22 protein-coding genes and 1 tRNA gene are annotated in these 25,669 nt (G+C 57.8%); 11 read left to right on the plus strand and 12 right to left on the minus strand.

The window, feature by feature from the left end; genetic code table 11:
• Positions 1-132 precede the first annotated feature (132 nt).
• The 3 genes from BN3002_RS08795 to BN3002_RS08805 all read left to right on the plus strand — a co-directional run bounded on the left by BN3002_RS08795 (position 133) and on the right by BN3002_RS08805 (position 3,228).
• Positions 133-1,419: an ABC transporter substrate-binding protein gene (locus BN3002_RS08795; protein ID WP_074026222.1), complete on the plus strand. Its 1,287-nt coding sequence runs from the start codon at positions 133-135 to the stop codon at positions 1,417-1,419.
• 85 nt (positions 1,420-1,504) lie between these two features.
• Entirely contained in the window at positions 1,505-2,410 is a 906-nt protein-coding gene (locus BN3002_RS08800; protein ID WP_058237524.1) for a carbohydrate ABC transporter permease, read from the plus strand.
• The gene (locus tag BN3002_RS08805) at positions 2,407-3,228 is read left to right on the plus strand and encodes a carbohydrate ABC transporter permease (protein ID WP_058237525.1); all 822 of its coding nucleotides are present in this window, start codon (positions 2,407-2,409) and stop codon (positions 3,226-3,228) included. The genes BN3002_RS08800 and BN3002_RS08805 overlap by 4 nt, the downstream gene beginning before the upstream one ends.
• 186 nt (positions 3,229-3,414) lie before the next feature.
• On the opposite strand, the gene BN3002_RS08810 is transcribed toward BN3002_RS08805, so the two are convergent.
• From BN3002_RS08810 to BN3002_RS08820, 3 genes are all read right to left on the minus strand, one after another.
• Entirely contained in the window at positions 3,415-4,260 is an 846-nt protein-coding gene (locus BN3002_RS08810; RefSeq protein ID WP_082628616.1) for a carbohydrate ABC transporter permease, read from the minus strand.
• A complete protein-coding gene (locus BN3002_RS08815; protein WP_058237526.1) occupies positions 4,257-5,219 on the minus strand; it encodes a carbohydrate ABC transporter permease in 963 nt (320 codons plus the stop codon). The genes BN3002_RS08810 and BN3002_RS08815 overlap by 4 nt, the downstream gene beginning before the upstream one ends.
• A gap of 100 nt (positions 5,220-5,319) precedes the next feature.
• On the minus strand, positions 5,320-6,627 hold the full coding sequence (locus tag BN3002_RS08820) for an ABC transporter substrate-binding protein (protein ID WP_058237527.1): 1,308 nt from the start codon (positions 6,625-6,627) through the stop codon (positions 5,320-5,322).
• Between the two features lie 295 nt (positions 6,628-6,922).
• Between BN3002_RS08820 and BN3002_RS08825 the strand changes: the two genes are divergently transcribed.
• Entirely contained in the window at positions 6,923-8,119 is a 1,197-nt protein-coding gene (locus BN3002_RS08825; RefSeq protein ID WP_058237528.1) for a glycoside hydrolase 5 family protein, read from the plus strand.
• On the opposite strand, the gene BN3002_RS08830 is transcribed toward BN3002_RS08825, so the two are convergent.
• Genes BN3002_RS08830 through mtnN form a run of 3 tightly spaced genes read right to left on the minus strand, consistent with a single transcriptional unit; the run spans position 8,095 to position 10,181 of the window.
• Entirely contained in the window at positions 8,095-8,994 is a 900-nt protein-coding gene (locus BN3002_RS08830) for a hemagglutinin (protein WP_257525592.1), read from the minus strand. The two genes, BN3002_RS08825 and BN3002_RS08830, sit on opposite strands and share 25 nt — an antisense overlap.
• Positions 8,978-9,403 carry a low molecular weight protein-tyrosine-phosphatase gene (locus tag BN3002_RS08835; RefSeq protein ID WP_504739172.1) on the minus strand — a complete coding sequence of 142 codons (426 nt, stop codon included), beginning with the start codon at positions 9,401-9,403 and terminating at the stop codon, positions 8,978-8,980. The genes BN3002_RS08830 and BN3002_RS08835 overlap by 17 nt, the downstream gene beginning before the upstream one ends.
• Before the next feature lie 55 nt (positions 9,404-9,458).
• Positions 9,459-10,181, minus strand: a complete 723-nt coding sequence (gene mtnN, locus BN3002_RS08840) for a 5'-methylthioadenosine/S-adenosylhomocysteine nucleosidase (RefSeq protein WP_058237922.1) — start codon at positions 10,179-10,181, stop codon at positions 9,459-9,461.
• Between the two features lie 121 nt (positions 10,182-10,302).
• Here mtnN and BN3002_RS08845 point away from each other — a divergent pair, with 121 nt between their 5' ends.
• Entirely contained in the window at positions 10,303-11,775 is a 1,473-nt protein-coding gene (locus BN3002_RS08845; RefSeq protein WP_058237531.1) for a mannitol dehydrogenase family protein, read from the plus strand.
• A 3-nt stretch (positions 11,776-11,778) separates the two neighbouring features.
• On the opposite strand, the gene ppgK is transcribed toward BN3002_RS08845, so the two are convergent.
• The 3 genes from ppgK to BN3002_RS08860 all read right to left on the minus strand — a co-directional run bounded on the left by ppgK (position 11,779) and on the right by BN3002_RS08860 (position 15,398).
• Positions 11,779-12,531 carry a polyphosphate--glucose phosphotransferase gene (gene ppgK, locus BN3002_RS08850; protein ID WP_058237923.1) on the minus strand — a complete coding sequence of 251 codons (753 nt, stop codon included), beginning with the start codon at positions 12,529-12,531 and terminating at the stop codon, positions 11,779-11,781.
• Between the two features lie 150 nt (positions 12,532-12,681).
• A complete protein-coding gene (locus BN3002_RS08855) occupies positions 12,682-14,007 on the minus strand; it encodes a CehA/McbA family metallohydrolase (RefSeq protein WP_058237532.1) in 1,326 nt (441 codons plus the stop codon).
• Between the two features lie 137 nt (positions 14,008-14,144).
• Positions 14,145-15,398, minus strand: coding sequence for an ROK family transcriptional regulator (locus BN3002_RS08860; RefSeq protein ID WP_082628617.1), 1,254 nt, complete (start codon positions 15,396-15,398; stop codon positions 14,145-14,147).
• Positions 15,399-15,508: 110 nt separating this feature from the next.
• Here BN3002_RS08860 and BN3002_RS08865 point away from each other — a divergent pair, with 110 nt between their 5' ends.
• Genes BN3002_RS08865 through gluQRS form a run of 3 tightly spaced genes read left to right on the plus strand, consistent with a single transcriptional unit; the run spans position 15,509 to position 19,035 of the window.
• Positions 15,509-17,155, plus strand: coding sequence for an L-serine ammonia-lyase (locus tag BN3002_RS08865; RefSeq protein WP_082628618.1), 1,647 nt, complete (start codon positions 15,509-15,511; stop codon positions 17,153-17,155).
• Between the two features lie 16 nt (positions 17,156-17,171).
• Positions 17,172-17,996, plus strand: a complete 825-nt coding sequence (locus tag BN3002_RS08870) for a hypothetical protein (protein ID WP_058237534.1) — start codon at positions 17,172-17,174, stop codon at positions 17,994-17,996.
• A gap of 28 nt (positions 17,997-18,024) precedes the next feature.
• Entirely contained in the window at positions 18,025-19,035 is a 1,011-nt protein-coding gene (gene gluQRS, locus BN3002_RS08875; RefSeq protein ID WP_074026223.1) for a tRNA glutamyl-Q(34) synthetase GluQRS, read from the plus strand.
• Here gluQRS and BN3002_RS08880 read toward each other — a convergent pair.
• Positions 19,001-19,073, minus strand: a tRNA-Arg gene (locus BN3002_RS08880). The two genes, gluQRS and BN3002_RS08880, sit on opposite strands and share 35 nt — an antisense overlap.
• A 133-nt stretch (positions 19,074-19,206) precedes the next feature.
• On the opposite strand from BN3002_RS08880, the gene BN3002_RS08885 reads away from it, so the two are divergent.
• Positions 19,207-20,196, plus strand: coding sequence for a diaminopimelate dehydrogenase (locus tag BN3002_RS08885; RefSeq protein ID WP_058237925.1), 990 nt, complete (start codon positions 19,207-19,209; stop codon positions 20,194-20,196).
• A 29-nt stretch (positions 20,197-20,225) separates the two neighbouring features.
• On the opposite strand, the gene BN3002_RS08890 is transcribed toward BN3002_RS08885, so the two are convergent.
• Both BN3002_RS08890 and mgrA read right to left on the minus strand, forming a co-directional pair.
• Entirely contained in the window at positions 20,226-21,209 is a 984-nt protein-coding gene (locus BN3002_RS08890) for a PfkB family carbohydrate kinase (RefSeq protein ID WP_058237535.1), read from the minus strand.
• A gap of 13 nt (positions 21,210-21,222) precedes the next feature.
• A complete protein-coding gene (mgrA, locus tag BN3002_RS08895) occupies positions 21,223-22,293 on the minus strand; it encodes an L-glyceraldehyde 3-phosphate reductase (RefSeq protein ID WP_082628620.1) in 1,071 nt (356 codons plus the stop codon).
• Positions 22,294-22,523: 230 nt separating this feature from the next.
• Here mgrA and BN3002_RS08900 point away from each other — a divergent pair, with 230 nt between their 5' ends.
• Entirely contained in the window at positions 22,524-24,185 is a 1,662-nt protein-coding gene (locus BN3002_RS08900; protein WP_257525593.1) for a xylulokinase, read from the plus strand.
• The gene (locus BN3002_RS08905; protein ID WP_058237536.1) at positions 24,178-25,650 is read left to right on the plus strand and encodes an arylsulfatase; all 1,473 of its coding nucleotides are present in this window, start codon (positions 24,178-24,180) and stop codon (positions 25,648-25,650) included. The genes BN3002_RS08900 and BN3002_RS08905 overlap by 8 nt, the downstream gene beginning before the upstream one ends.
• Positions 25,651-25,669: the final 19 nt, after the last annotated feature.

Here is a 25,669-nt window from a genome sequence, read left to right on the forward strand (position 1 = left end):
GAAGAATTAAAGGCGTCTAACTCAAAGAGTGGGAATCTCTGCACCTAACGTTCTCAGGGCACGGTCGATCTACCGAAAAAATCATCATGTTCTTGGATTGATAATTCGAGAATGCTTAACAAAGGAAATACAATGAGACATCGAAGTCTACTATTAGCTTCTACATTAGGCACTTGCCTTGCGCTTACAGCGTGTACCGGTGGAGGAAATGGCGGTGGAGGGCAAAGCTCCGAAAGTGGTTCGACAGGCGCAACGCCTGAGGGGACAATTGAATTCCAAACGAATCTCGGCCTGAACGTTCCCATTCTCGAAGTCTTACAGGAGATCACCGACGAGTACGAGGCTTCTCACGAAGGCGTATCAATTGAGCTCGTGCCAACGACGAGTAGCTATGAGGCTGACCTTAAGGTACGGCTAGCGAGCAATGATCCACCAGACATCTGGTCGACCCACGGCTGGTCTCTGCAGAGATATAGCGATTTCCTCGTACCACTTGACGATCAGCCTTGGGCAGCCAATTTCAATCCAGCACTTGATGACGCCATGCGCGATTCAGAGGGACATTTCTATGCGCTGCCGGCAAATACCGACGTTGCGGGCATTGTCTACAATAAGGATGTCCTGGATAAGGCAGGAATTGATCCTAAGTCAATCGAAACATGGGAGCAGTTCGACGCGGCTCTCGCTGCAATTAAGGATCTGGGTGTAATCCCGATTTCAGCATCCGGAAAAGATGACTACTTCGCAGGCAATATTGCAGACTTCATGGCGTCTGGATTTTACAGTGAAGAAAACCGCGAAGCACTCAAGAGCGGGGAATTCCCCTCAGAGCCCTATACAGTGCTGCTCGAGCACATAAAGAAGTGGGCTGACGCTGGCTATTTCAATCCAGACTATTCATCAGCACCGATGGACGACATTGCTCGAGCTCTCGGACAAGGTGAGACAGCGTTCGTGTTCGTTCAGAACAACGTTGTTGGAACTGCACTTACATACAATCCTGAGGCCCATCTCGGATATATGCCGGTGCCAAATGACAACGGTTCAAAGTACCTCCTCGGTGGTGAAGCCTACGCATATGGCGTTTCCAAGACATCGCCGCACAAGGATCAGGCACTTGACTACCTCGCTTTCATCGCAGAACCGGAGAATGCTGCAAAGCTCGCATCGGCGATTGGCGGCATTCCTGGTCTGACGAACGCCAAGTCAGATCTCGGCCCGCTACAGGAAAGCTACGAGACCTTCGTAGAGCCGAACAAGATCCCTCTCGAACCGTATTTCGATCGTGTTTATCTGCCGAACGGCATGTGGGACACCATGGTTTCGACTGCTGATTCCATCATCTCTCTCCAAGGTGATGTACCGTCAGCTGTCAAACAAATGGAGTCGCAATTCAAGACGCTCTACGGTCAGAACTAAGTTCCGATTGCCGGTGTATTAGTCACTTCGACTAATACACCGGCCAATTCTTTCATTACTTATCGATCTCAAAGAGGAGGATGAGTTGAAACATAAGAAACAGACTTCAAATGTTCCGAGCGTCTTCTCGAAACGTCGAGTCAACCTTCTTTACGTTCCAGCGGTTCTTTTGTTTCTCGTATTCACTATTTACCCCTTAATCAACGGTTTTGCTTTATCTTTCACCGACTGGAATGGGTACAGTGCTGGATATAACAATGTTGGGGCAAAGAACTACCTTAGGCTCTTTACAGACGAGATCTTCCTAAGTGCACTGATCAATACACTGATCTACGGTTTCGGATCGACGCTGATACAACAAATTTTGGGACTATCACTAGCACTTGCTCTCGACAGGAAATTCCGTGGCCGAACTGTAATGCGGGCTATCGTCTACCTACCAGTCTTAATCTCACCTGTAGTGATGGGCACAATGTACTATCTGCTGTTCGCCTATAACTACGGCGGTCTCAATGACATCATGATCGCTTTCGGACTCGATAGAGTTGCATGGCTGTCGAACCCTCACTTAGCGATTGTCATCATTGTTCTTGTTAACTCAATTCAATTCGTTGGCATATCAATGGTCATCTATCTGGCCGGTCTACAGTCGATCCCTCAGATGTATCTTGAGGCTGCGGCAGTCGACGGCGCTGTGGGTTGGACTCGTTTCCGCTCAATCACCATGCCTCTTCTTCAGCCTGCTTTTGCTACTTCGATCGTCCTTAACCTAATTGGTGGTCTCAAGTTGTTTGACGTTATTCAAGTTCTGACCGGCGGTGGTCCTGGATACTCGACGCATTCAATCTCGACGCTTATTTCTAAGACTTACTTTGACAGTCAGACTGCAGGCTACGCCTCTGCTATGGGAATTGTGCTCTTCATAACGATCGCAGCATTCACTTTCGTTCTTAATTCTTGGTTCAACAAACATCAAGTGGAAGGTGCATGATGAAGAAACGGTGGTCTAACGTTCTCGCGTTCCTAGCGCTTTGCCTGATGTGCATCATTCAGATGGTGCCGCTCTATATTGCTTTCACCACGGCATTCAAGCCTAAGACAGATATGTCTTCTCAATGGATGCCTCCTTCGATGCTATACTTCGAGAATTTTCGTGTAGCTATCGAGCGAGGCCGCATATTAGAGGCTATTTTTTCGAGCTTTATTGTCACATTCGTTTCGACAGTACTGATTTGCCTAATTGGAGCTCTAGCAGCGTATCCACTTGCTAGACGACAGACTACGTTCAACAAGCTGATCTTGAGTGCAATTATCGGCCTAATTATGATCCCGCCACTATCGATTCTTGTTCCTCTGTACTCATTCTTGACTCAAATTGGAGGGACAAATACCTATTGGGGCGCGATTCTCGTCATGGTGACAACACAGATGCCTCTCGCAATCTTCCTATACTCATCTTTCATCCGTGGCCTTCCGATCTCAATTGAAGAAGCGGCAATGATGGACGGTGCAGGACTCATCTCTACTCTAGTTCGAGTTGTTTTCCCCATGCTGAAGCCAGTCACTGCAACTGTCATAATCTTGGTGTCGGTTAATGTGTGGAACGAGTACGCTTTAAGCGTTTACCTCTTGCGCGATCCGTCTGTACGAACAATTGCTCCCGCAATCTCTGCGTTCTTCGCAAGTTCTGGAGCAGATTTGGGGCCGGCTGCCGCAGCAGCTCTCATTTCAGTTATTCCTGTCGTCATCGCTTACGCGGTACTACAACAGTATTTCATCAAGGGAATGGTGGCCGGTGCAGTGAAGTGAATTCCAATCGTTTCTTCGGCTTATCAGATAACTTCACGACCTTCAAAGATAGCTCTCGGTCAACACGCTGATGAGTTCGAACAGGGACGACGAATAACACGATTCGTCGTCACGCTGGTCGCCCTCGTTCGTCATGAGCGAGGGCGACTTGCTGTCTGGGCAACTCATCACGCTATGAGCGTGTTCCTAACCTTTCACTCCGCCAACTTCCACTCCGCGGAAGAAGGACTTCTGAGTCGCTGCAAACAGGACGATAATTGGCAGGAGGGCGATAATCGTTCCGGCAGCCACGACCCTCGGATCAGATCCCAGCGTCTGGTTCGAGGCCAGGTACTGCATTCCAACTGTGAGGGTGTACTTTTCCGGGTCTGACAACACCACGAGTGGCCACAGAAAATCATCCCAGGCGCCAATAAAGCTCATCAGGGCAACGACCGCTGTCATGCCTCGGGCATTGGGCCACACAATGTGGCGTATGCGCTGGACTGTTGTAGCACCGTCGATGGCAGCAGCATCCAGAATATCCTGTGGAATAGCTCGACAGGCCGTGGCCATCAACAAAACGTTGATCGCACCGATCGCTCCGGGCAGGATTACTCCAACAAGTGAATTGGCCGCCCCCAGCGCTTTCACCGTCAAATACTGACTGGTAAATGTTACTTCGCCAGGCAGCAGCAAGGTGGACAAAATGATCGCCATGACAACCGCCTTGCCTTTGAACTTCATGCACGCCAACGCATACCCTGCGAGCAACGAGAAAAAGCAGTTCAGGACAACGACCGACACCGCAACGATCAAAGAGTGCCACGCGTATGAAAACACGGGAATGGTGCGCATGACTTCTCCGTAGTTGCTCAGAGTGAAGTCATGCGGAATCAGACTGGGAGGGAACGAATACAGATCTTCATTCTTCCCCTTGAGAGACGTCGTAAGCTGCCACAGAAACGGGAAGACAGAAATGACGAAGATGACGATCAGGAGGATATAGCGAATCGTCAGTCCTGAGATCTGGCGCGTTTTCTTTGATGTCATTGTGACACCTTCTCTTTTTCGGACCTCTTATCGCCGCGTTCAATGGAACGGCGCACTTTTCGCGAGAGCCTGTGGATTCTGATCGCTTCGCGGATCTCCTGTCCCTGATTCATCCACCCAACCATTACCAACGGCACAATGGTGAGCAGGAACAAGATCACAGACAATGCCGATGCATAGCCGAGGTTTCCTGCCAGCCCCGAACCGGTCTGTTTGATATGTCCCACCATGGTTTGTGCTTCACCGCCGGGGCCGCCTCCGGAGCCAACAATCGTATAAATCTCCGTGAAAACTCGCATCGCCGACACTGTAATAAGGGCGGATATCAGGAGCATTGCGCCGCGAACACCGGGCACCGTGACAGACCAGAATTTGCGCCACGCTCCTGCACCATCGATCTCTGCAGCTTCGTATAGATCCGGATTGACATTCGACAGTGCAACCAGATAGATCACCATGTAATATCCCAGCCCCTTCCACACCGTCAGAGTGATGGCGACGAAGATGATCCACCATCGGTGAATCAAGAAGTCGACGGTACTGAGCCCGAGAGCATCAAGTGTGGCGTTCACGATTCCGCGAGATTCGAAGAGCCATGCCCAGATAATTGCCACCACAACAGCAGACGCAATGACGGGGAAATAGAAGGTTGTGCGAAAAAAGCCTATTCCCGGAATGTTCCTTTGAACCAACATGGCCAGAAGCAAAGGCAGGAATGTCAGCAGCGGAACGCAGACCAAGGCATAGACAAGGACGTTACCGATGGCGAAGTGAAAGATCTCATCGTTCAGGAGGCGCCTGTATTGATCGAATGCCACGAACGTTGCTGGCTGTAGGGGCTTGGCATTCGTAAAAGACAGGATGACAGTATTGAGGAAGGGCAACAGTGAGAAGACCAGAACCCAGATAACAGCTGGGGCCAAAAGAATGTACGGCGTGTACCACTTATGCATGCGCATAGAGAGCCACCTTTTTGATTAACGTGATTAGCAGACCGAAGTTCCGGCCCAAAAGCGCGGCGGGCTTTCTGGCCGGAACATTCGGAAAAGACCTCATCGATCAGTTGTTGAGCTCAGCGTTGGCGTTATCCTCTGCTTTCTTCAGTGCTTCCTCGGCAGATATGTCACCACGAACAGCCAGAGCGATCTGCTGGTTGTAGTAGTTACTGATCTTCTCAGTGAGCTGGAATTGCTCAGGTTGGGTCTTGCCGGAAATAGATACAGTCGCCATCTCGGTGGCTTCCTTTTGCAGCGGGTTCTCAATCACAGAGGTAAAGGACTCCGGATTCTCGTTGCCTTCTTTCGTGCCAGGGAAGAAGCCTTGGGCGATCTTCAAGAACTCAACCTGGTTCTCATTGCTGGTCACGTATTGCGCGAATTTCAGTGCCAGCGGCTTGGCTTTCGAGTTGGCTGACACGGACAGTGCCTGGCTGAACAGAGGTGGAATACCGAAACGTGGCGTTGTCTTCGTAGCTTCAAGGATGGAGGGAGCTTCTTTTTCCAGCTCCGACGCAAATCCTCCTGAACCGGTTGTCCAGGCGACTTTGCCTTCCTTGTAGGAAGCAGAGTTGCCTACCCACTCACCGGACAGTGCTTCAGCCGGCATGGCTCCCGCCTTAAATGCTTCGGCGTATTTTTCGACAATCTCCCTAGCCCGATCAGTAGCAAACGTGAACTTCCCATCTTTCATAATCTCAACACCCTCCGAGGCGAGCGTCGCCAAGGCAGGCAGATCGGAAACTACTTTCACTTCACCGTTGGTCTTCTTCGCCGCGTCGATCGCCATGTCAAGCATGTCATCGAGTGTTTCAGGCAACGTGCTGACATCAACACCTGCATTTTCAAGCATGGCGGTATTCCACCAGTTCACGTCGGTTCCCAGGTACCACCCATATCCGTATGAGCCGCCTCCTGCATCGTCAAATGTGTACGCTTTCGTCACGCCGTCGACATAAGCGTTGAGGGCTTCAGGATCCGCCTTCGCTAAATCTTCCAACTGTCCAGCCTTGGCCAACTGATAGGCATACTGGGGTGGAAGGTTAATGACGTCGGGTAACTCACCGGAGTTTGCCTGTTGAAGAACCTTGTCTTCGTAGCCGTCACCGGGCTGATCCATCCACTTGATCTTCGTTCCTGGGTTCTCTTTTTCGAAGTCTGCAATGAGCTTTTCGAAATACGGTGTGAATCGGTCATTCTTCAGCGACCATGTCTGAAAAGTGATCTCCCCTTCGACCGGTCCACTCTGAAGCGCATCGTCTCCGGATTCGTTCGTCGTAGTGACCGGACCACCACCAGTGCAGGACGTCAGCCCCATCAGCATTGCCGTACCTGCCAGCATGGCAAGACCGGCTTTATTCCAAGCCTTCATCTGTGTTTTCTCCCTCGAAAATATGATGACATGTGCATTGCGCACAGCAACCAGTATGACACTAGTAGCACGTATCAGGTACATCAGATTAGATCTTCCGTACATTCCGTCAGGCTCACTGATTTCTATATAATTTCTCTAGAGCACAAGAGCTTCGGTACCTGGCGCTGGCCGTTCCTGCTGCACAACAGCAATTGAAGTGAGAGCTAGGATGGTTCGTTCTCCTGTTCTTCAGGTGAGCACACCGCCATTCCCGCATTGTCATACTCCACGCGAGAAAGAGAAAGAGGCTGTCATGAGCAGTATTCGACAGATTGCCTTCGGCGTAAATTACACGCCCCGGGCAGGCTGGTTTCATTCATGGCTCGACTTCGATGCCGATCAGACAGCACGCGACCTCGATGCGATCGCCGCTTTAGGAATGGATCACATCCGCATCTTCCCGCTGTGGCCATTGCTCCAACCCAATCGCACACTGATTCGCCAATCAGCAATCGACGACGTGCGCCGCCTCGTGCAGTTGGCACACGAACGTGGAATGAGCACATGGGTCGATGTCCTGCAGGGACACCTGTCATCTTTTGATTTTCTTCCTTCGTGGACGGTGACCTGGCATCATGATGATCTCTTCACGTCCGAGCGTATTCGCAGCGGACAGGCCGCCCTCGTCAATGAGTTGAGCACACAGTTGGCTGACGAGCCCGGCACGGCCGGCATATGCATTGGAAACGAATTTCCTCAGTTTGCCGCAGCACGCCATCCCGATCACAGCAGGGTCGATACAGACGGAGCGCGTCGCTGGCTCACTGAAATATTCGGGGCAGTTGATCGACGCTGTGCATGCGTGCACTGCTTTGATGATGACCTCTGGTTCGATGCCACTCATCCGTTCATTCCACCATTTGCAACACAGTTCGGCGATCTGACTACCGTTCATTCGTGGGTTTTTGCCCACGTCGGGCCGCGTTACGGCAAGCGGCATCCGGCACTGGAGGTATTCGCGCGCTACCTGGTCGAGCTGGCCTGCGCATGGAACAGATACTGCAACGTGCCTGACCGCGGCGTATGGCTTCAGGAGGTGGGCGCTCCGATCACATGTGTCACGGCTGAGGACGCTGCAGACTTTGCTACCGCAACAATCCGCGGAGTGATCGACGTGCCGGAGTTGACTGGCATCACCTGGTGGTGTTCCCATGATGTGTCCCGCAAACTGGCTGACTTCCCCGAACTGGAGTATTCACTCGGCCTGATCGACAGCGACGGTAAAGTCAAGCCCGTCGGGCGGGCAGTAGCCGAATTTGCTCACGCTGTGCGTTCCGGTGACAATATCGGCACGGCTGGCGCTGACTCAGCTGAGCGTCCCGTACTAGACGTGCCAGCAGACCCCGCATTGCGTCACGAGGCAGGCCCCCAGGGCGACGTCTTCGACACTTTCCAACGCATCTGGACCAGGGATCACGTGTGGCCTCAGCTGCGTGTAAACCACGCGTGATAGTACGCGTAGAAGTTCGCGTTGCCCCAGCTTGAACACTGGTCGCCGGGATGACCGGTGAGTGCGGCATCGTTGGGCTGGTAAGGCGTGTAGTTATACAGATTCGCTGTGGCCTGATTCTCCACCATCACATCGCTGCCACCGCACGCCTCGTCGGGGTGGAATCGGATGGTGTTGACCTGCCCAGGAATCACGTCGTACATGCCGGGGGTGCCCTCGTAAATTCTGAACTGCCTGGCAGCGTGGAAAACCTGCGTGGCAAAACCTGCATACTGCGGGTCGCACGTCTGCCGGTCGGGGCATGCGTATCCCATCGCGGAGGCGTAACGGCTCGGGACCAACTTCGCGCCCGAAGCAGTGATCAATCCCTGTTCCTTTTGAAGCATCACCAGCAGCACTTCCGGGTTAATACCGCAGCTGAGAGCAGTTTTGGAGACAATCGATGCCGGGGTATCGCCCGCCTGGCCCGCAAAACCATCGCAGTACTCGTCGGCGGGGATGTCGGCCGTGTCTTCACGGTAGGAACTCAGGCACGGCGTGCCATCGGGGTTGGGTCTGCAGCCATCGTTCCACTGGGTGATGAACGCTTCGATCTGATCCTGCGTCAGTGCGCGGTCATTGAAGAATTCCTCGTCAGAGATGATGTTCGACGGGTCGAAGCCCGAAAAATCCAGCGGTGGTGTCACAGGCCCCGAAGGTGGCGCAGAGTGCGCGGGCGGTTCAAACGTGTCCTTCTTACTGCGGCTAGACAGCGTCGTCGTCACAAGAACGACCAGCGCGATCACCACGGCGACTGCGAGCATGATGATTCCGATCGACGTCAACGCTGCCCGAGGCGACTGGCTGTCGGAGTGGTGCCTATTGCCTGTGCTCACGGATATAGTCAACCACGCCCGGGATAGAGCGTTCGAGAACCTCGAGGGTGTCGACGAAATCCTGATGCCCGCCATACCACGGGTCAGGAAGATCCAGGTCCGAATCTGCCTGCGGATCAAATTCGCGCATCAGGTGGACATCCGGATCCGTTCCAGTGCGTGCAGCCATGCGCTCGATTGCCCGTTCATGGCCGCGAGTCATCGGGATGATCAAATCCCACTGGCTCAGTTCACTGGGCAGCAGCTGGCGCGCCCGATGGGTGGGGATGCCGTATCCTGCTTCGCGCAGCACACGCTCGGCACGATAATCGATCGGGTTACCTTCCTCCTCATCGGAGATCCCTGCCGAATCCACTCGCACATCAAGGTCCGCGTGCTCGACAGCTTCACGAAGGAGCTGTTCGGCCATTGTGGATCGACAAATGTTTCCGGTACATACCATGACTACTGAAAACGACATGCGACTATTGTGCCTGATCCACCTGAGTGCCGCCGATCAGGTCGAGCAGCTCACATACCGCTGCGGCAGAGATGCGCGCGGCCTTGTCGCCGTCCATGTGGAAGTCCTGGCCGGCCTGCGGGCCGCACAGGTCGGATACCGCCCGCATGCTGATCCAGGGGGTGCGTGTGCCGAAACAGACCTGAGCTACACCGGCTGTTTCCATGTCGGTCGCCAGCGCTGCAGGGAAACGAGTGCGAACAGTGTGGACAGTGCGCGCGGTGACAAATGAATCGGCGGAAATGACCTGGCCGGCGCACACACCCTCGACACGGGCGGCACATGCCGCAGCGCGCTGCCCTGCAGTGTATTCCGGAGGCATCTGCGGAATCTGGCCGGGTGCGTACCCGAATTCTGTGGCATCGGCACTGGAATACACGGTGCTGGTACCGACGATGACGTCACCCACCTGGGCTTCCTCATCCAGGCCACCGCATGTTCCGGCAACAACGACTAACGCAGTCGCCGGGTCCTCGACGAATGTGAGTGCGCGGGCTGTGGCGCTCGCAGCATTCGCCAGGCCGATACCGGATTCGACCACCACGACGTCGTGGCCGCGCAGTGTCCCTCGCGTAAAGACCTGCTGGTGAGTGTCAGCATGGCCGATAATGTGGCGGGTGGCGCCTGGCTCAAGCTGGTCGACAAACGGTGCTGCTTCCATCGCCATGGCGCACTGGATAAAGATCATCACGCACGTATTATCGCCGGCCTGCAATCCTGCCGCCACCTTTGGATATACGTGTGTCCTACACTGGAAATGTCAGGGACAACGGAAAAATCTCCAAGTTTAAGATCAGAGGGAGCCACAGATGACGTTACCCGCGCACAGCGATCTTGCACCCACATACTCACGCTCACCGAAATCCGAGCCACGCAATGTGATCGTGCATTTCGGAATGGGAAACTTTCATCGAGCTCACCAGGCCGCCTACCTTGATGAACTGTTGCGTCAGCATGATGATGACGTGCCGGAGTGGGGCATCTGCGGTGTAGGCGTGCTGGAGCGAGACCGACGTATGCACGATGCTCTGCATGCGCAGGACTGCATGTACACTCTGGTCCTCAAAGCACCCGATGGCTCGTACGATGCGCGCGTGATCGGCTCGATCATGGATCACATGCTGGCGGTAGACGATACTCAGGCAGTGCTCGACGTGCTTGCAGCTCCCTCGACCCGCATTGTGTCGCTGACGATCACCGAGGGAGGCTACCCGATCGATGATGCGACCGGTGAATTCGCCCCGGATGACGCTGCGCGTGAGGACGGTCAGTCACCTCAGTCGCCTCACACGCCATTCGGATTGATCGTCGAGGCACTCAGGCTGCGCCGCGAGCGCGCAATTGAACCGTTCACCGTACTGTCGTGCGACAACCTGCCGGGCAACGGTCACATTGCGCACGATTCAGCCTGTGGGCAGGCAGCACTGTCGGATCAGGAGCTGGCGCAGTGGATCGACGACAATGTTGCGTTCCCGAACTGCATGGTCGACCGGATCACGCCCGTGACCACTGACGAAGATCGCGAACTGGTCGAACAGCAGTGGGGGATCGAAGATGCGTGGCCGGTTGGCGCTGAACCGTTCATTCAGTGGGTTATTGAAGACAAGTTCCCGGCAGGCCGCCCGCAGTGGGAAGAAGTCGGCGCCCAGATGGTCACGGACGTGGTGCCCTACGAGCTGATGAAGCTCCGCCTGCTCAACGCCGCCCACCAGATGCTCGCACACTGGGGCCGCCTGTTGGGAATGACCTACGCGCATGAGGCCGCTGAAGATCCGGACATTGAAGCTGTGACGCGCGCCTACCTGGAGCGTGAAGCGCTGCCCACCCTGCGCCCCGTGCCGGGCATCAACCTCGACCAGTATGTCGATACGCTTTTCGAGCGCTTCACCAATCACGCCATTGCTGACACGCTGAATCGTCTGGCCGAAGACGCATCGGACCGCGTGCCCAAATTCGTTCTGCCGGCTCTGCGCGGATGCATCGAGCAGGGTCGCCCGGTTGATCTGGGTGCGGCGATGTGTGCGGCGTGGGCGCTCACACTGGAAGGCAACGACGAGGACGGCGCGCCGATCACCATCAACGACCAGTATCGGGATCGCCTGATCTCGCTGGCGCAGCAGCAAAAGGCCGGAAATACGCGCGCTTTGCTGAGCGATGCCCGCCTGTTCGGCGAGCTGGAATCAACCAGTGAGTTTGCGGATCGCTTCGAACACTGGCTGCACGCAATTCGGCGCGACGGTGCCCGCGCCGTCATGCGTGAGCTGATTGCTCAGGCGAACTGACGCTTAGCGGGCTGCCTCACCGGCAGCACACGCAACTCCGATGATTCCGGCGAGGTTACCCAGCTTCGCCGGAATGATCGGTGTCTTCAGGTCCAGCAACGGCAGGAACTTGTCGTGATTTTCCGACACGCCGCCCCCTACGACAAACAGGTCAGGTGAAAAGAGCATTTCGACATGCGAGTAGTAGCGCTGGAGACGCTCTGCCCACTGCTCCCACGTCAGGTTGTACACCGTCTTCTGGCGGGCTGACGCGTGTGACTCGGCGTCACGCCCGTCAATTTCAAGGTGTCCCAGCTCGGTGTTGGGAACCAGTGTGCCGTCAATGAACATGCCGGATCCGATGCCCGTTCCCTGCGTGGTGACAATGACAACGCCTCCTACGCCGGCGCCTGCACCAAAGCGAACCTCTGCCAGGCCGGCTGCGTCGGCATCGTTAATGACGACGGTGGGCCGTCCCAGCTGAGTGGAGAATCGTTCCTCGGCGTTGATGCCAACCCATTCCTGGTCAAGGTTCGCCATGAAGGGGATCACGCCGTGTTTGATCGGTGCGGGGAAAGAAATGCCGACGGGCACGTCGTCTGCAACGTCAAACTGGTCGATCAGTTGTTGGCATGCGGCGATGACGTGGTCCGGGGTGGCCGGAGCAGGTGTGGGGATTGTGATGGGGTCGCGCAGGACGCGCCCGATCTTCAGGTCAACGAGTGACCCCTTGACGCCTGATCCACCAATGTCGATTCCAAATGCCTGGGTAGCCATGGGACCTGCTCCGCTCTTCATGCCACGATTGTTTACTTACCGATCTTACTATTCCACCACGTCGCCCTCAGTGCGAACATCTTCAAACGCGTTATGCCTCATTCGTGCAGAACTCGGCAGCCACGTGGTGCGGTTTTATGCGCAGCACACTCACCCGCACAGAGCCAGTACGCGGCGGTCTGCTCCTTCCAGACGGAACGGTCCAAAGCGGCGCGGCGCGGCGATGCGTTGATTCTGGTCGGTGACACAGATGCGCTCCCCCAAACGGTCGACCATAACGGTACCGATCGCATCGACAGCGATAATCCCGTCTTCATCCAGTCGAATCATTGTCGGAATATCGAACAGGATCGGACGTGCTTCATCCAGTCGAATCATTGTCGGAATATCGAACAGGATCGGACGTGCTTCATTTTCGCTGACCATCCGTGCCGCCGCTGTGATGGTAGTACGTCCCGCTTTCATCGCGTCGATCAGTGCCTCGGGCGTACATTCTTCAGCTGCCAGCCATGTGGTCGGCATACCGGGGCGCAGCGGTGTGGAGTAATGATGGAAGTCTCCTCCGCCCATCACCACCACATCGTGTTTCCAGCGGGCATGCCACGCCAGGATCGAGGTGTCAGTCGGGCGCAGGTACCAGCTTCCGTGATACAGCTCCGCGCCTGGTGGTTCCGTCTCCAGTGGATGCAGCCACGAGCAGTCATCGGACACCGGGTGATTAATGGACATGAATGCGTCACGCTCAGCAGCTTCGTCCACCCACCGTTGCGCCGGTTGGCGAAAATCGATAAAGCCGACCTGGCCCCACGCGTTGGCGTGCCCGCGGTGAGTCGTCATCTCCTGACCGGGAATCAGCGTAATTCCGTGGCGAGCACTGACAGCCGCCAAGTGGGGATGGTGGCTCACTGTGTTGTGATCCGTGCAGCCGAGGTAGTCAAGGCCGGAGGCGACGCCCTCGTTCGCGAGTTGCCACAGCGACAATTGCCCGTCGGAATGCAGGCAGTGATTATGCGGGTCACCTGCGTACCACGTCAGTCCGGGCGGGGCAGGCAGTCCGCGTTCACTGCCGCGCACCTCACGGTGGATCGGCTCATCGGCCGGTCCGTGGTCAATGGATCCGCTGGCGGGTGTGCGCACGCACACCGTCACGTCGCACCCGTGCGAAGGGACAGTATGAAGTCCGAGGACGACTGCCCACGTGCCCGACTCCAGGTCACCGGGAATGTAGCCCGGCGTGGCGTCGCTACGGGCAATGATGAAGCTGGTGCGCGCACCCCCGGACCATCCGCGCCAACCTTGCGGCGATTCGCAGCCCATGTCGATACCAGCGCCGCCTTCGCGCGAAAAACTCAGTGTCGCTTCGATGGAGTCGAACCCATCAACCTCGAACTCGACGCGCGGGTAACGGTTGGCGGCCTGATCCGCCAGGGTCACGTGGAAGGTGCGTTCAACAAGTGTGCGTTGAGCAGGTGCCATCACTGATCGCCTCCGCCAATCGTCGACATGCAGACAGAGACGCGGCGAAACATCCCTGACGCCACACTTAGTGTGATGTGTTACACATCACTTGTCAAGCGGTGCATGGCTTCAGAGCAGTCCCGCCGCGTCGAGCCTTACGCCTCCTGCGTCGCTTCCTTTGCCGGCGTCGTCTCCATGCGCGTGCGTCGCGAACGTGGCGTGTACCTGCGGTCCAGAACGACGGCTGCCGCGCCGATGGCGCCGGCATCCTCGTCCATAATCGACTCCATGATCTGCACGTCACGGTGACGCTGAGTTGCGGACTCCGCCAGCAGATCCTCCACAGCTTTCTGGTAGTAGGGCTGCAGTTCCTTGAAATACGGACCGCCCAGCACGATCAGGTCAGCATCAATGAGTTCTACTGCCCCCACCGTCAGAGTTGCGATACGCTGCGCAGCTGCCTGGAGGATGTCGCGTGCTTCCTGGTTGCCATTTTCGGCCTTGTCACACACCTGGTGCAGAGCTTCGCGCACAGCGTGGTGGTCGGCGCGCGGCGGAAGATCACCGTCGATGGCACCCTTTCCGTGAGCCCGCTCTACAAGCAGAGCAGGATCGTTGTCGAGGCCACCGTCGCTATCCTCTTCGAACATGCCCAGCGTCTTCAGGATTGTGCCCACTTCACCGGAGTTACCGGACGCTCCGGCAAGCGGCTCACCATCGACCGCCAGGCCAAGTCCGATTCCGGCACCCAAGTATACGAAGACCATCGTTGAATCCAGGATGCCGCCACCGCGCACCCAGCATTCACCGATCGATGCCGAAATCGTGTCTTTGACAACCGGAATGGGCTTTTCAGCTCCCAGCCCTTCCGCCAGCAGTGCACCCAGCGGCGCGTCCTGCCATTCAGGAAGCCAGACGGATTCCCTAAGCGATCCGTTCGCCACGTCAACAACTCCAGGCACTGCCATGCACACGCCGACAATTCTGTCTTCCGGAACACCGGTTCGTTCCGCCAGCTCCCGGATCCTTCCGGCAGTCTGCTTCATCGCCTCAACCGGATCAGCCAGGGTTGGCTCATCGGAATCGCTGGAGGCAACGACACGGCCTTTCATATCGAGCATAACCAGGCTGGTCACCGCCGGATCGACGTGAACGCCGATCGAGTAGGCAGCTTCCGGGACCAGATCAACGATGACGTGGGGACGCCCTCGTCCACGAAAGTCCGTACCGATTTCCCTGAGGACGTCGATGGACAGCAGGTGACGAACGATTGCCGACACTGTTTGAACCGATAGCTGGGTGCTTGCGGCAATATCACGCTGGCTCGCAGGCCCCAGACGTCTTAAAGCATTTAGGACAACTTTTTCGTTATATTGACCAACTTCTACCAGACTGGTCCCGATTCTCATCTTCCCCTCCGTGAGATTATTGAGCGACCATCCGCAACGGTGGCAGCAACAAACATAATCACCTACTACTTTACGCAACTTGAAGTCCAATTAGGCGGCACAATAGGCCTATGCACAGGATTAACGACCATTATTTCAACGGAGGGCAGGCAGTTGTCGCTCAGGGAGGGGCTGAAGAGCCTACCCCTGCGTCACTCCTGGCCGGCGCCGTCAGTGCAGCGGACGCGCCGCACCCCCTGTCGGTCTTCGATCTATTTCGCATTGGGATTGGGCCTTCCTCGTCCCACACGGTTGGCCCGATGCGCGCGGGGCTGGCCTTTGCCACCGAGCTGGAGTACACCGACACTGCACCCGAACGAATCACAGTGGACCTGTACGGGTCGCTGGCAGCAACTGGACGAGGCCACAACACCGACCGAGCCACGTTGTTGGGACTGGCCGGCTACGACCCGGAAACCGTGAACATCACCACCGTCGAATCGCTCTTCCCCACGGTCAGCCGCACAGGAATTTTGCCCGTGGGCGCCCACCGCTCCGTGTTCTTCGACATCGCGCGCGATATTCGTTTCGAACCTGAAACGATCCTGCCGTACCACGTCAACGCGCTGACCATCACGGCGTGGGCAGACCAGATGTATCGGCGCATTGCGCGCAGGCGCACCTTCTACTCCATCGGCGGCGGTTTCGTCATGATGCAAACCAACGATGACACCGCCCATCCGGAGGTGACATCCCTCGTAGCTCCCGATGCTGCCGACATTCACGGCTGCCAGGCTCCCTATCCCTTTGCATCTGGTCGCGAGCTGCTGGATCAGTGCGCATCCCGGCAGCTGTCCATCGCAGATCTCGTCTACGCCAATGAGCGGTCGATGCGTCCAACCGAAATGGTCGACGGGTACATTGACCGCATCGCCGCGACGATGTTCAGCTGCATCGAAGCGGGAATCAGCGCGACCGGGATCCTGCCGGGCGGACTCGATGTGCGTCGACGCGCCCACACATTGTTCACTCAACTGTGCGCCCAAGGTAACCGCCCTCAGCATGGCAATTCTGCAGCACCATCGTGGGCCGAGCGACCTGACGATCCGATGCGCGCAATCGACTGGGTCAACCTGTTTGCACTGGCTGTCAATGAGGAAAATGCGTCAGGTCACCAGATCGTCACTGCTCCGACGAACGGAGCAGCCGGCGTCATCCCCGCCGTGCTCGGATACCTTGTGTCGTATTGCCCTGAGGCGGGGGCCACCACGTTTACGCCCAGCGTCGACTCATCTCTGTTCGCCAGTGATGACGAGGGCGGCTCGGGTATGCGCCGCACCCGAGCCATACGCCAATTCCTGCTCGCAGCCACGGCCATCGGCGCGCTGATCAAGACGAATGCGTCAATCGCTGGTGCCGAAGTGGGATGCCAGGGTGAAGTGGGATCAGCATCTGCGATGGCTGCAGCCGGACTGGCTCAGGCTCTGGGTGGTTCACCACTCCAGGTGGAAAATGCAGCGGAGATCGCCATGGAGCATTCTTTAGGGTTGACGTGCGATCCTGTGGGAGGTTTGGTGCAGGTTCCATGCATTGAACGCAACGCGATTGCCGCCGTCAAAGCGATCAACGCAGCCCGTATGGCACTATGGGGCGACGGGAGGCACACAGTGAGCCTCGATGCCGTGATCGAAACGATGCGCCAAACCGGTAACGATATGTTGTCGAAATACAAAGAGACGTCAGCTGGCGGATTAGCCGTCAACGTCGTGGAATGCTGAATGAGAAGGTGACGAAATGGCTCCACCACCGAAGCGATACTGGGGCGTGGCGAAAGGCGCGACCCTGATCCTCGGCATCGTCATCATTGCGTTGTCACTTCTTGGCGAGGGAACATGGCGCCTGCGCATGGCACCCACCATATTTGAAACCCGGCACCTGTTCATCGCCGTCGCCGTCTTCTTCGTGGCGACCTGTGCGCACGGCATTTCCCTGTCATATGTACGGGGTCTGTGGCAGCACATGGTGGCGTGGTCTGTCGGCGCCATCGCCGCAATCGGCATGATCATCGCACTGGCTCACATCGTGGATCAGCGCGTGCCCGATGAACTCAGCGTCCTGGTTCCGCGTCTCGGTATCCTCGCCGTCGGCGTCATCATCGTATGCATCGGGTTGTGGCGCGAGACTGACGCCCTCCACGAGCACAATGATCACAGGCAAAACAACTGGTACGTCCGCACCTCGCGGGTTCTGCGAGCCGCCCACTTCTGGACCCCGGAGGAAGCCGAGGCGCAGGTGCGTCTGGCACGTGCCGACCTGCAACACGCCCAGTCGCACCTGACTGGACCGGGTGAGGCCGACGACCTGGATCCGTGGGAGTATTTCGGCACGCCTGAGGAGTATGCCGCGCGTTTGACGTCACGCCCGGAAGTGACATCGAATCCCCTGCGCACTGCCCGCTGGTACTACCTGATGACGGCTCTCGTTCTGGACGGCTGGGCCACGTATCGCACATTCGCCCATCCGATGAACTGGCTCACCGTGGTGCTACATCTGCTGGCCCTGGTCGCGGTCTTCCTGTTCGTATGGGCATCCATCACGTTGCATCGAAGTGGCCGCTAGGCGCCCTCGACAATGAAAGGAGGGACGCATGACTGAAGGGGAAACCCCAGGAGCCGGACGTTTCGCGCCTTCTCCGTCGGGGGATCTGCATGTGGGTAATCTGCGCACCGCGGTGCTGGCGTGGCTGTGGGCGAAGGCAACGGGCCGGCGTTTCAAGTTACGCATCGAGGATCTGGACCGGGTGCGCTCAGGAGCAGCTGACTCGCAGATCGCTGACCTGACGGCGCTGGGTCTGATGTGGGATGCGCCAGTCATGTATCAGTCAACCCGCCTGGATGTGCACCGCCGCGCGATCGACTACCTGGTGGAGCAGGGACTGGTTTTCGAGTGCTACTGTTCGCGCCGCGATATTCGTGAGGCTGCGTCGGCTCCCCACCGCCCGCCGGGCCACTATCCCGGCACGTGTCTGAACCTCAGTGATGCGGAACGAGGGCGACGCCGAGCGGCCCTGGCTGAATCTGGCAGGCGTCCGGCGCTGCGGCTGCGCGCCCCGATGGATGAGTGGACCATTCACGATGAGCTCTACGGTGAGGTGCGCGCTCCGGTCGATCATTTTGTCATTCAGCGCTCCGACGGTACGCCCGCCTATAACCTGGCGGTCGTACTGGACGATGCGGCGCAGGGCGTGGATCAGGTGACGCGTGGTGACGACCTGCTCAGTCAGGCGTCGGCGCAGGGAGCGCTGGCCGACATGCTTGGAATCGACCAGGTGAATTTTGTCCATGTCCCGTTGGCGCTCGCCGCAGGCACCGGTCAGCGCCTGGCGAAGCGCGATGGCGCGGTGACGTTGTCGGATCTGCGCAAGCTGGGGTGGACGGTTAGCGACGTCATTGAGTGGATCGGTGAATCACTGGGAGTTCGCGGTGCACGTTCGATCAATGATCTTTCTGACGCGTTGGATCTGTCGGCGCTTCGCGCCTTGCCGCGAGAGCCCTGGATGGTGACGCCGCCCTCGCAAATAAAGCAAAACCCCGACCGGTGGATCGCACCGAGCGGGGCCGCTGCGCGCTCGAAGGGACTCGAACCCCCAACCTTCTGATCCGTAGTCAGATGCTCTATCCATTGAGCTACGAGCGCAGTGCCGTTTGGCTGAACTTAACTTTAGACCGTCAGGCGCCTGATCTTCAAATCGAATTGGTGTCAACGTCGCCACATTCACAGTGTGGACACCACTGGTGCGGGGGCAGGTGGTGCGGGCTACTATCAACCCATGACACACGGGCATTCACCAATTCGCGTAGCAATTAACGGGTATGGCAACCTTGGCAAGGCCGTTGAGCAGGCAGTTCAGGCCGCTGAGGATATGGAGCTGGTCGCAGTGTTTACACGACGCGATCCCGCGACGATCAAGCCACAATTCTGCGAAGCTGTCGCTGTGAGTGATGCGCCTCAGTGGCGTGACAAAGTTGACGTGTGTGTGCTGTGTGGCGGATCCGCTACGGATCTGGCAGATCAGGGTCCAGAGTTTGCCGCACTGTTCAATACGGTTGATTCTTTCGACACTCATGCGAAGATTCCCGAGTATTTTGCTGCCGTTGATGCTGCCGCTGACGCCGAGGGGCACCTCAGCGTGATTTCAACCGGCTGGGATCCCGGTTTGTTCTCACTGGCCCGCATTATCGCCCAGTCCGCTCTGCCGGATGGGAAGACCTACACGTTCTGGGGTCGTGGCGTTTCGCAGGGCCATTCCGATGCTATCCGGCGGATCGAGGGTGTCGAAACCGCTATCCAGTACACGGTGCCGGTCGAAGAAAACAGCAAGCGGATTCGTGCCGGAGAGGAACTCGAGCTGACCACGCGTGAGCAGCACACCCGCGAGTGTTTCGTTGTAGCGGCCGATGGGGCTGACCGCGAACGCATCGAACGCGAGATCGTCACGATGCCGAACTACTTTGCTGACTACGACACCACGGTCCACTTCATCAGCCGTGAAGAGTTCGACCGTGATCACACAGGCATGCCGCACGGCGGAGAGGTGATTCGCAGCGGTCACACGTCCGGTGGTGCGCGCCAGGTTGTCTCCTTCGGCCTGACGCTTGAATCAAACCCGCAGTTCACGGGTGCTTTCGCGACGGCTACTGCCCGCGCGGTTGCCCGACTGGCCCGCGAGGGACGCACTGGTGCAATGACCGTCTTCGATATTGCGCCCGCCTACTATTCACCGCTGAGCGCCGAGGAGCTGCGTTCCCAGCTCCTGTAACCTAGCGTGGGCGTGGGTGAGCGACACCGTTAAGACGACAGTGCGGCGGTAAGTTCGGCCAGGCTCGGGCATGTTGCCGGGCCGCGCCGCGTCACTGACAGTGCCGCCGCCACGTTCGCGACGCGCACCGCTTCATTAAGCTCGCTTCCGCGTGCCAGCATCGCGCAGACCACGCCGCAATGCGTGTCCCCCGCACCGTTCGTGTCAATGGCATCAACCGCATGCGGCGCGATGGTCTCGACTCGGCCGCCCGCCGCAACGAACGCCCCCTTGCCGCCTTGACGCACAATGACGGGCGCGTCCACTGTTTCAGACAAAGACAGCGCACGCTGTGAGGCATCGTCCGTTTCGTCAATCTCGACACCGAGCGTGCCCGCAACAATGCGTGATTCGCGGGCATTGAGTGACCAGATCGGATGCACGGATGCCACGGCTTCCAACGTGTCGCGGTCGATGTCAGCCACCATCGTGGAGGGGTCGAACACGATCGTGGGTTTCTCATCGGAATCAGCCGACTGCTTAACCGTGTGCGTGCGCAGCCGTTCAATCAGCCGCAGCAGCGCGGCCTTGGGAGCTTCATCAACCAGCGAATACCCCGTCATATAGACGACGTCCCCCACACCCAGTCGAATATCGTCGTAGGCGTCCAGTGGAGTGTTGAGTTCAGCGCCGCGGGTCGAAACAAAGGTGCGTTCAGCGTTGCGATCCGTCATCGCCACACAGATTCCGGTGTCCATCGTCGTGTCGCGATACCCGCTGGCAACGATTTTTTCGCGTACCAAACGTTCGCGCGCAATATCGGCCAACGGCCCGACTCCCAGTCCGCCGGCGTATTCAGCGATGATGCCCATCTGACGCACGGCGTACATGACGTTGAAACCGCCGCCCACTTCAAGCCCGTATCCGTCAGCAAAGATCTCCGTGGACGGTTGTGGAATGTGGTCGATATTCATGGTCAGGTCGACGACGACCTGACCGGTGTGGATGACGCGACCCACCTGCTGCGTTGTCATGGCGATCCTGCTCCTAGTTGTCCAGCGATGCCTGGCGCGAGTGTTCGTCAATGAGTGCCAGTTCGTCCTCACTGAATGCCGCATTGTCGAGGGCGCTCACCGAATCGGCCAACTGAGCAGCCGATGAGGCACCGACCAGAACCGTGGTGATGCGCTCATCTTTGAGCAACCATGCGAGCGCCATCTGCGCCAGTGACTGTCCACGCTGGGAAGCCAGCTCATTCAAAGCCCGCAGATGGCTGACTCGATCCTCGGTCAGTACATCGGTGTGGAGGAAGCGTTGTTCACGCATACGCGATCCGACAGGGACACCCTCGTCACCCAAATACTTGTCGGTCAGGAGGCCCTGAGCAAGGGGCGAAAAGACGGCCATGCCCAGTCCCTTTTCACCGCAGGTGTCCATGAGGCCGGATTCGACCGAGCGATCCAGCATGGAATAGCGGGGCTGATGGACGATCAGCGGCAGGTGTACCTCCGCTGCCAGGGCAACGGCGCGTTCGGTGTCGGCCGGGGAATACGACGAGATGCCGGCGTACAGAGCCTTACCCGAGCGCACAGCTTGTTCAAGGGCGCCGATCGTTTCCTCCAGCGGCGTGGTCGGATCGAAGCAGTGTGAGTAGAAGATGTCCACGTAGTCCAGACGCATGCGGCGCAGTGACTGATCCAGGGAGGCGAGAACGTATTTGCGACCACCGCCGCCTTTCCCGTAGGGACCGTCCCACATGTCGTAGCCGGCCTTGGTGGAGATGACCAGTTCGTCGCGGTAGGGGCGCAGGTCGTGGTCCATGTGGTATCCGAAATTCTTTTCGGCAGAGCCATACGGTACGCCGTAGTTATTGGCGAGGTCGAAGTGGGTGATCCCCAGATCGAAGGCCGTGCGAATAATCTCCCGCTGCACACTGATGGGGTGGTCATCACCGAAGTTATGCCACAGACCCAGTGAGATGGCAGGCAAGTCCAGTCCAGATGCACCGCAGCGCCGGTAGTGCGCACCTGGCCCACTGTATCGGTCAGGGTCCGGTGCCCACGGGCGATCGATCTGCTGTGGTGCGATAGGAGTTTCTGATATGTGCGTGTTCACCATTGGACTGCCTTCATTCTTTTCCCGCTCTGAGCAGTTTGTTCGTCTTCAGTATGGCCCACTGCGTGTGCATCTGCGAACCACTGCCGCGATGATCACGTTAACACCAACTGGTCAATCAGACTTTCAATGTGCGCGCAATAACGTACACTGGTGAGGAATTCGCACACGAATGACCCTGACGACTAATGAAGATTCGACACGATGACGACTGTCGGAACCGGGAGTATGACGTGACTTTGACAGATCAGGAAGCACAATCTTCGCACGAACAACAACGCGCAGATATTGACGCTGCACACACGGCGCTGGGAATTGAACTGGGTTCCACCCGCATTAAAGCTGTTCTTATCGACTCACACTTCCAGGTGATTGCCCAGGGTGGATTCGAATGGGAAAACAAGCTGGTTGACGGATTGTGGTCCTATGGGCTGGCCGACGTGGAACGAGGCGTGCAGACCGCCTACCGCGCGCTAGCCGACACCGTGAAGAAGGAATTCGACGTCACGCTGACTCGCGTCGGCGCGATCGGCATTTCCGCCATGATGCATGGCTACCTGGCCTTCGATGCCGATGGCAAACAGCTGGTGCCGTTCCGGACGTGGCGCAACACAAACACGGGGCCTGCCAGCGAAAAGCTCACTGAACTGTTCGACTTCAACATTCCGCTGCGCTGGTCGATTGCTCATCTGTACCAGTCGATTCTCAACGAGGAACCGCACGTCACGGACGTAGCGAAGATTCGGACCCTCGCGTGCTACGTCCACGAACGTCTCACGGGTCGTCACGTGCTGGGCGTGGGCGACGCCTCGGGCATGTTCCCCATCGATTCCACCACCGTTGACTATGACCAGGAGCGACTGCAGCAGTTCCACGACCTCGTCGCAGAAAAAGGCTTCCAGTGGGACGTTGCAGACCTGCTGCCCACAGTTCTGGCAGCGGGCGACGATGCAGGTGAACTTACCGCCGAGGGCGCACGCTTCCTCGACCCCAGCGGTAACCTCGAAGCAGGAATCACGATGTGTCCTCCTGAAGGCGATGCAGGCACCGGCATGGTGGCAACGAACGCTGTCGCGCCGCGCACTGGTAACGTTTCGGCCGGCACGTCCATCTTCGCGATGGTCGTCCTTGAGAAAGCCCTGAAGAAGGTGCACATTGAGCTTGACCCTGTCACAACGCCCGACGGCTCCCCGGTTGCGATGGTGCACTCCAACAACGGTTCCAGTGAGCTGGATGCGTGGGTGAAGATCTTCCGCGAGTTCGCTGAAATTGCCGGCGTCGATATTCCCAAGCCACGCGTTTACGACCTGCTGTACGAGCATGGCCTGACCGGCGATCCCGACGGCGGCGGCCTGGTCGCCTTCAACTTCCTGTCCGGCGAACCGATCGTCGGCGTGGAAACCGGTCGACCCATGTTCGTCAACCCGCCTGCCTCCACATTCAACCTGGCAAACTTCATGCGCACACAGCTCATGACGCCGTTCGCCGTGCTGCGCCTGGGCATGAACATTCTGACTGAGGACGAGGGTGTCCAGGTGGACCGCTTGTTCGCTCACGGTGGCCTGTTCAAGACACCGATCGTCGCGCAGCAGTTGATGGCTGGCGCTTTGGGTGTGCCCGTTGCGGTTGGAAAGAGCGCCGCCGAAGGTGGAGCATGGGGCATCGCAATCCTGGCGAAGTTCCGCGCAGACCGTGCCAATGGGGATGCTCAGTCCCTGCCGGACTATCTTGCCGAACGCGTCTTTGCCGACACCGAATCCTCGGTCATTGATCCTGTCGCCCGCGATGAAGAAGGTTTCGAGCGCTTCCTGACCCGCTACCAGGCGGCCATCAGTGTTCAGCAGGAAGCCGGCCGGGCACTCTCCACTCACTCGCAGCACGAATCAAATGACTGATCAAAAGGATTCGCGTCCCAATATCGTCCTGATTTGTGTCGATCAGTGGCGGGGTGACTGCCTCTCCAGTCTGGGCCATCCGGATGTTCAGACCCCCTACCTGGACCGTTTGGCTGGGATGGGCGCGCAGATGTCGCGTACGTATTCCGCGGCTCCAACATGCGTGCCGGCGCGCATGTCACTCATGACGGGCATGAGTCCTCAGTCGCACCGACGCGTCGGCTACCAGGACGGCGTCACATTCGACGTGGCTCCCACCTTGCCGCAGTGTCTGAAAGAGGCCGGTTACCAGACGCAGGCGATCGGGAAAATGCACTACTGGCCCGAACGCACGCGAATCGGATTTGACGACGTCCAGTTGCACGACGGCTACCTTCATGTCTCACGCGATCGCACACGCGATGTGGCGTGGTACGACGACTATCTGCCGTGGCTGCGCGACCAGGAGGGCGCAAACGCTGTCGAGGATTACATTGATTCCGGCCTGGAATGCAATTCCATCGTTGCCCGTCCGTGGGACAAGGCAGAACGTCTCCATCCGACGAACTGGGTTGTCAGTGAGGCGATCCGCTGGATGTACCGGCGCGATCCTGACTGTCCATTCTTCCTGTACCTGTCCTTCCACCGCCCGCACGCGCCCCTCGACCCGCCTGCATGGGCGTTCGAGCAGTACGATTCGGCCGAGCTGACTGATCCTCCCGTGGGCGACTGGGCTGATGAGCTCATGGAAGATGAGCAGCGCGCCTGGGATCCGACAGCACTTGCAGCCGTCTATCATCCGCGGTCCGTGCATCGCGCGCGTGCCGGTTACTTCGGACATATGACCCATATCGACACTCAGGTGTCACGATTCCTGCAGGCTCTGTTTGAATTCGGCGTTGACTCCAACACGTATGTGGTCTTTATTTCCGATCACGGCGACATGATGGGCGACCACCATCTGTGGCGCAAGGGATACCCCTACGAAGGGTCCGCTCACGTGCCATTCCTCGTGAGAGGTCCCGGCATCCCTGCAGGAGCGCGCGTCGACCAGCTGACCGAACTTCGCGATCTGATGCCCACCTTGTTGGATCTGGCTGGCGTACCCGTGCCTGAGGGCGTGGATGGGCGGTCACTGGCACCGTTCCTGCGTGGACAGGATGCGTCGTGGCGCACCTACATCCACGGTGAGCACACGTTATTCGGCCAGTCACTGCAATGGATTGTCTACGAGCATTTCAAGTATGTGTGGTACTCATCGTGGGGCACCGAACAGCTTTTCGACCTGGCAGACGACCCGCACGAGCTTCACAACCTTGCTTCAGATCCGCACTACGAGTCAGCGTTGAAGAAAGCGCGCGGCTACCTCATTGCCGAACTCGAAGGTCGTGAGGAAGGTTTTGTTGACGAGGGAGACCTGGTGACTGGGCGACCTGTTCACGCCGTCCTGACTCAGCCCCATCCGCCGCTGGATGAGGGCCGGTAGGCGGCTAGCGTGGCGAGCT

The sequence above is a fragment of the Actinomyces ihuae genome (genome assembly GCF_001457875.1).
GTDB lineage: Bacteria > Actinomycetota > Actinomycetes > Actinomycetales > Actinomycetaceae > Pauljensenia > Pauljensenia radingae_A.